We start from the raw sequence: 5,334 nt of genomic DNA, 5'->3' as shown, positions 1-5,334 counted from the left end.
CCACCACGGTGCAGCCCCCCGCCGGGCCGGCGCCGGAGGCGCCCGCGGCGCCCGCCGTCCTCCGGCCGGGCGACACCGGCCCCGCCGTGCTCGCGCTCCAGGAGTCGCTGTCCTCGCTGGGGTACTGGCTGGGGGAGCCCGACGGCGAGTACGGCGAGCTCACCCGCCAGGCGGTGCTCGCGCTCCAGGGCGCCGCCGGGCTGGAGCGCGACGGCGTCCTCGGCCCGCGCGCCCGGGAGGCCCTGGCGGCGGGGACCCTGCCGTCGCCGTCCACCAGCTCCGGTCGCGCCACGGAGGTCGACCGCGACGCCGGGCTGCTGCTCTTCGTCGAGGACGGCGTCGTGCAGCGGGTGCTGCACACCTCCACCGGGAGCTACGAGCGGTACGTGTTCGCGGGGGAGGAGGAGCTCGCGGACACGCCCGCGGGGACCTTCTCGGTGGAGTGGGCCGTCGACGGCTGGCGCACCAGCGACCTCGGCCGGCTGTACCGGCCGCGCTACTTCGCCCCGGGCGGCATCGCCGTGCACGGGTACCCCAGCGTGCCCGCCCAGCCGGCGTCCCACGGCTGCGCCCGCGTGAGCCTCGCCGCGATGGACATGATCTGGGCGCAGGACCTCATGCCGGTGGGCAGCACCGTCGTCGTGCGCTGAGCGGAGCGCGCGGCCCCACCGGGCGGGCGACGCGCAGGACGTGCGCGGGGAACCAGAGCGCGAACGCGGTCCAGCCGGTGAGGAAGACGGCCGCCCCGGTGCGCGTGTCGGTGCGCAGCGCCCACCGGGTGACCTCCGAGAGGGTGTCGTCGCTGCCGCGGCGCACCCACACCCCGTAGGCCTCGAACACCGCCGCGACCGCGAGGATCGTCACCCACACCCACCGCGCCCAGCGGGCCACGACCTGCACCGCGCGGGGGTTCGGGTCGCTGCTGCCATCGGCACCGGGACGCACCGCGCCATCCTCGCGCAGGAGCGCTGCGCCGTCCTCGCGGGCGGCCCGGCGCCGACGCGCGGGGCGGCCATGATCGTCCTACCGTGGCGGCATGGCTGACACGAAGACCACGAACTCCGGCAGGTACTCGGTCCCCGGCCTGAGCGAGGAGGCCGGCGCCAAGGCCGCCGACCTCCTGCAGGACCGCCTCAACGCCCTGACCGACCTGCACCTGACCCTCAAGCACGTGCACTGGAACGTCGTCGGCCCCCACTTCGTCGCGGTGCACGAGATGCTCGACCCGCAGGTCGACGCGATCCGCGAGATGGCCGACGACGTCGCCGAGCGCATCGCCACCCTCGGCGGCTCGGCCGTGGGCACGCCCGGCGCGCTGGTGAAGGCGCGCACCTGGGACGACTACTCCCTCGGCCGTGCGGGCGCGATCGAGCACCTGGGGGCCCTCGACCTCGTCTACAGCGGCGTCATCCAGGACCACCGCGCGGCGATCGAGGAGGCCGGCGAGCTCGACCCGGTCACCGAGGACCTGCTGACGACGCAGTCCGGCCAGCTCGAGCTCTTCCACTGGTTCGTGCGCGCGCACCTGGAGAACGCCGGTGGCCAGCTGTCCACCTCCGGCGCCTCCTCCGAGCGCGAGGCCGCGGACGCCGCCGAGGCCGGAGCCGGCCAGAGCGTCTGAGACCCGCACGGCACCAGCGGCCCGGGGCGATCGCCCCGGGCCGCTGGTGTGCCCGGGGCACCGATCCGCGCGAGGATGGGGGCCATGTCGAACTCCAACCCGCTGGCCGCCGCCCGCGCCGGGATCCCGGCCGTCCCCACCGGTGTGGAGGTGGCCTCCTACGCCACCTACCTCGAGGCCCAGCGCGCGGTGGACCACCTCTCCGACTCCGAGTTCCCCCTGGCGGGCGTGAGCATCGTCGGGTCCGACCTGCGCAGCGTCGAGCGCGTGACCGGCCGGCTCACCTACGCGCGGGTCGCCCTGGCCGGCGCGCTCTCGGGCGCCTGGTTCGGCGCGTTCCTGGGCCTGTTCTTCTCCCTGTTCGGCCATGGCTCGAACCTCGGCTCGATCTGGCTCGCCGCCCTGCTGATCGGCGCCGCCTTCGGCATGCTCTTCGGGGTCATCTCCTTCGCCGCCACCCGCGGCCGCCGCGACTTCAGCTCGGTGAACGCGATCCTCGCCACCCGCTACACCCTGCTGTGCCCCGACGGCGAGGCCGGCCGCGCCCGCCAGCTGCTGTCCGGCCTCGAGGGCGTCCGGCCGCTGCAGCCCCCGCTGTGAGCCTCAGGCCAGCGACGCCATCCACGCCTCGACGTCGTCGGGGTGGCGGGGCAGGGCGGCGCTGAGGTTCTCGCAGCCGTCCGCGGTGACGAGCACGTCGTCCTCGATGCGGACGCCGATGCCGCGCAGCTCCTCGGGCACCAGCAGGTCGTCGGCCTTGAAGTACAGGCCCGGCTCGATGGTGAAGACCATGCCCGGCACCAGCTCGGCGTCCAGGTACATCTCCCGCCGCGCCTGGGCGCAGTCGTGGACGTCGAGGCCGAGGTGGTGCGACGTGCCGTGCACCATCCAGCGGCGGTGCTGGCCGCCGGAGGGGTCGAGGGACTCCGCCGCGGTCACCGGCAGCAGGCCCCAGGCGTCCAGCCGGGCGGCGATGACCTCCATCGCCGCGGCGTGCAGGTCGCGGAAGCGCGAGCCGGGCCGGGCGACGGCGAAGGCGGCGTCCGCGGCGTCGAGCACCGCCTGGTAGACCTGCCGCTGGGCGTCGCTGAAGGTGCCGGAGACCGGCAGGGTGCGGGTGACGTCCGCGGTGTAGAGCGACTCCACCTCGACCCCGGCGTCGACGAGCACCAGCTCCCCGGCGCGCACCGGCCCGTCGTTGCGGATCCAGTGCAGCGTGCAGGCGTGCTCCCCGGCGGCGGCGATCGTCTCGTAGCCGACGCCGTTCCCCTCGCGGCGCGCGCGGCCCTCGAACGCCGTCTCGACCACCCGCTCGCCGCGGGCGGCGCCCACCGCGGCGGGCAGGGCCGCGACGACGTCCGCGAAGCCGCTGGCCGTGGCGGCCACCGCGGCGCGCAGCTGCTCGACCTCGTAGGCGTCCTTGACCAGGCGCAGCTCGCTCAGCGCCTCCGCGAGGGCGGCGTCGTCGGCCTCGGCGACCTCGAGCGGGACGCCGGCGCTCGCCCGGGCGGCGCCCACCAGGGCGTCCACGGTCGGGTCGGCGTCCGGGACGACGCGCACGCGGACGCCCGCGCCGTCACCGGACCCGCTGCCCAGCCCGGCGGTCAGCGCCTCGGCCAGGCCGTCCACGTGGCGGCAGGCCATGCCCAGCTCGGCCTCGACGTCCGCCAGGGTGGGGCGCGCCCCCACCCAGAACTCGCCGTAGCGGGCGTCCGCCCAGAACTCGTCCGTGTCGCGCTCGGCCCGCGGGCGGAACCACAGCACGGCCTCGTGCCCGCCGCCGCTGGCGGGCTCGAGCACGAGGACGGCGTCCGGCTCGCGGTCGCCGCCCAGGCCGGTGAGGTGGGCGAAGGCCGAGTGCGGGCGGAAGCGGTAGTCGGTGTCGTTGCTGCGCACCTTCAGCGGCCCCGCCGGGAGCACCAGCCGGTCGCCGGGGAAGAGCGCCGAGACGCGGTCGCGCCGCGCGCTCGCCCAGGACGCCGCGGCGGCGCGTCCGGGCGGCGCCGGGCGGGGGCCCCAGCCGGAGGCGATGAAGTCCCGGAAGGCCGCGGACGTCGGGCGCTGGCTGCGGTTGGAGCCGCGGTCGGCCAGCTGCTCCTCCTCCTGCGACAGGGGGCGGTCTGCGGTCTCCGGCGCGCTGGTGGCCTCGCTCATGCGCCGATCCTCCCACCGCTCTAGCGTCGGGTCGGTGAGCGAGGTCCAGGAGAGCGGGCGACCGGCCGTGGTGGAGCACGTGCGCGGGCAGGCGGCGTCGTGCGCCGAGCACGGCTCGCCCCTGTACGGGGTGCTCCTCGACCGCCTCGCCGACGACGTCGAGGCCGGCGGGCCGGGGGCGCAGGTGCTGGCCGGTCACGAGGACGACCCGGCGGACTCCGCGCTGGCCCTGCGGCTGGCCGGCGCCGTGCACCGGGTGGTGCTGGAGGGCCGGGCCCCGCGGCTGGCGGCCCACTACCCCAGCACCGGTGGCGACGGCGACGGCGAGGCCGCGTGGCCGGCCTTCCGCGCCGTCCTGGCCGACGCCCTCGAGGAGGTGCGCGCCGGACTGGCGGGGGCGCCGCAGACGAACGAGGTGGGCCGCTGCGCCGGACTGCTGCCGGGGCTCCTGCTCGCCAGCCGGGACACGAGCGGGCCGCAGGGGCCGCTGCCGGTGCGGCTGGTCGAGATCGGCACCTCGGCGGGCCTGAACCTGCGCTCCGACGCCTTCCGCTACCAGGTCGGGGACGGGCCGGGCGCCCCCGGCTGGGGACCGCCGGGCTCCCCGGTCGTGCTCGACCCGGCGTGGGAGCAGGCGCCGCCGTGGCTGGCCTCCTCGCCGCAGGCCCTCGACGTGGTCGACCGGCTGGGCGGCGACCTGCACCCCGTGGACCCCACGACCGACGAGGGGGCGCTGACCCTGACCTCCTACGTCTGGCCGGACCAGGTCCAGCGCCTGGCGCGCCTGCGCGGGGCGCTGCAGGTGGCGCGGACCGTGCCCGCCCGGGTGGTGCGCACCACGGCCGCCGACCTGCTCGACGGCCTGGAGCTGGTCGAGGGCGCGCTCACGGTCGTGCAGCACTCCGTCGTGTGGCAGTACCTGTCCGCGCCGGAGCAGGAGCACGTGCAGGCGCGGCTGCTCGAGCTGGGCCGCGGGGCCAGCGCCGCCCGGCCGCTCGCGCACGTCGCCGTCGAGCCGCACCCGCACGCGCCGGGCCGGCCCGGCGCCTTCCTCGTCACCCTCCGCACGTGGCCGGGCGGAGAGGAGCAGGTGCTCGGCGAGGCGCGCCCGCACGGCGTCCCCGTGCGCTGGGAGCGGTAGGCCCACCACGGGTGCCCCCAAGGGGGCACCGCAGGCCCCACGGATTCCCCCTGGGTCGCTTGTGTGACGGTTCGTGACGCCGCATGCTGTCAGCGCCGCGGTCCTCTGTCGCGGAGGAGCACGACCGGGGGAGCTGGATGTCCAGGCACCGCACGCCGCGAGGAACCGCCGCACCGGCACGTCGCCGGGCGCTGCGCGTCGTCCCCGCGGCCCTGGTGGCCGGGCTCGTCCTCGCCTCGGCACCTGCGCCCTCCCTGGGGCAGGGCCCGCTGCTCTCCGCCGCCGGTCCGCAGCTCGACGGCGGCCTCGCGGCGGCCCTCGCCCCCGCCGCTCCGGGGGAGCAGGAGCGGCGCCCCGGCGGGACCACGCCCGGGTCGGTGCTGCCTGCGCCGTCGCCCGCATCCGCCGCGGCGCCGGC

6 protein-coding genes and 1 pseudogene are annotated in these 5,334 nt (G+C 77.2%); 5 read left to right on the top strand and 2 right to left on the bottom strand.

Going from position 1 to position 5,334, the window contains the following annotated elements:
* The coding region (locus tag AC5FZL_RS15240) for a L,D-transpeptidase family protein (protein ID WP_493619732.1) at positions 1-650 on the top strand (650 nt) is incomplete at its 5' end.
* Here AC5FZL_RS15240 and AC5FZL_RS15235 read toward each other — a convergent pair.
* Positions 616-945, bottom strand: coding sequence for a hypothetical protein (locus tag AC5FZL_RS15235; RefSeq protein ID WP_493619731.1), 330 nt, complete (start codon positions 943-945; stop codon positions 616-618). The two genes, AC5FZL_RS15240 and AC5FZL_RS15235, sit on opposite strands and share 35 nt — an antisense overlap.
* A gap of 91 nt (positions 946-1,036) precedes the next feature.
* Between AC5FZL_RS15235 and AC5FZL_RS15230 the strand changes: the two genes are divergently transcribed.
* Positions 1,037-1,621: a Dps family protein gene (locus AC5FZL_RS15230; protein ID WP_493619730.1), complete on the top strand. Its 585-nt coding sequence runs from the start codon at positions 1,037-1,039 to the stop codon at positions 1,619-1,621.
* A gap of 84 nt (positions 1,622-1,705) precedes the next feature.
* Positions 1,706-2,221 carry a YflT domain-containing protein gene (locus AC5FZL_RS15225; protein WP_493619729.1) on the top strand — a complete coding sequence of 172 codons (516 nt, stop codon included), beginning with the start codon at positions 1,706-1,708 and terminating at the stop codon, positions 2,219-2,221.
* A gap of 3 nt (positions 2,222-2,224) precedes the next feature.
* On the opposite strand, the gene AC5FZL_RS15220 is transcribed toward AC5FZL_RS15225, so the two are convergent.
* A complete protein-coding gene (locus AC5FZL_RS15220; RefSeq protein ID WP_493619728.1) occupies positions 2,225-3,775 on the bottom strand; it encodes an aminopeptidase P family protein in 1,551 nt (516 codons plus the stop codon).
* A gap of 34 nt (positions 3,776-3,809) precedes the next feature.
* Between AC5FZL_RS15220 and AC5FZL_RS15215 the strand changes: the two genes are divergently transcribed.
* Positions 3,810-4,916, top strand: a complete 1,107-nt coding sequence (locus AC5FZL_RS15215) for a DUF2332 domain-containing protein (RefSeq protein WP_493619727.1) — start codon at positions 3,810-3,812, stop codon at positions 4,914-4,916.
* Between the two features lie 137 nt (positions 4,917-5,053).
* Positions 5,054-5,334, top strand: a pseudogene (locus tag AC5FZL_RS15210) (hypothetical protein); the annotation flags it as partial.

The sequence above is a fragment of the Quadrisphaera sp. DVD1 genome (assembly GCF_058932755.1).
The sequence above is the reverse complement of the archived record's forward strand: the minus strand, read 5'-3'. Positions and strand labels throughout refer to the sequence as shown.